Raw genomic sequence first — 1,031 nt, forward strand, 5'->3', positions numbered from 1 at the left:
CCACTTTGTGGTTCATGACTGGGGTGAAGTCGTAACAAGGTAGCGCTAGGGGAACCTGGCGCTGGATCACCTCCTTAAACGATGATTATTGCGATGAGTGTCCACACAGATTGATATGGTTTAAATTTCAGAGCAAAATTGGTTCTGCATAAAATGCTGAAGCAATTTATGTGGGGCTATAGCTCAGCTGGGAGAGCGCTTCGCTGGCAGCGAAGAGGTCATCGGTTCGATCCCGATTAGCTCCACCACATACTCAGTGTCCCGTTCGTCTAGAGGCCTAGGACACCGCCCTTTCACGGCGGTAACAGGGGTTCGACTCCCCTACGGGATACCATCTTTAAGCGCATTCAATGAGTGCTTTTAAAAATGGTTACTTCATTAGAAGTGATTAGCTCTTTAACAATTTGGAAAGCTGACAAAACAAACTTTTAAGTTTGTTTGTAAAGTTCTCAATGTTTGTCTTTATGACAAACACCAAAAAACACATTCAAGTGTTCTTGGGAATATCACTTTTACAGTGATTATTCGAAATTGAGTCCGGCAAAATCGATATGTCTCTCGCTCATTCAAATAATGAGAGACAACTTTGGTGATTTGAACATCAACTCGAAACTCCTTCGGGTTGTATGGTTAAGTGACTAAGCGTACACGGTGGATGCCTTGGCAGTCAGAGGCGATGAAGGACGTATTAACTTGCGATAAGCCCAGATTAGGTAGTAAAAACCATTTGAGTCTGGGATTTCCGAATGGGGAAACCCAATACCATAAGGTATTACTGTTGAGTGAATACATAGCTCAACAGGGCGAACCGGGGGAACTGAAACATCTAAGTACCCCGAGGAAAAGAAATCAACCGAGATTCCGAAAGTAGCGGCGAGCGAAATTGGATTAGCCCTTAAGCTTTATATGCGTTAGACGAACGGTCTGGAAAGTCCGGCGATACAGGGTGATAGCCCCGTAGTTGACGACGTGTGTTCAGTGAAATCGAGTAGGGCGGGACACGTGATATCCTGTCTGAATATGGGGGGACC

At 45.0% G+C, this 1,031-nt stretch carries 2 tRNA genes and 2 rRNA genes; all 4 read left to right on the top strand.

Annotation, left to right across the window (positions count from 1 at the left end):
* A 16S ribosomal RNA gene (locus R7P69_RS25265) occupies nt 1-77 on the top strand; the annotation flags it as partial.
* 95 nt (nt 78-172) lie between these two features.
* Nucleotides 173-248: transfer RNA gene (locus R7P69_RS25270), tRNA-Ala, on the top strand.
* 10 nt (nt 249-258) lie between these two features.
* Nucleotides 259-334, top strand: a tRNA-Glu gene (locus R7P69_RS25275).
* Between the two features lie 294 nt (nt 335-628).
* A 23S ribosomal RNA gene (locus R7P69_RS25280) occupies nt 629-1,031 on the top strand; the annotation flags it as partial.

The sequence above is a fragment of the Vibrio sp. 661 genome (genome assembly GCF_033339315.1).
Taxonomy (GTDB): Bacteria; Pseudomonadota; Gammaproteobacteria; order Enterobacterales; family Vibrionaceae; genus Vibrio; species Vibrio alginolyticus.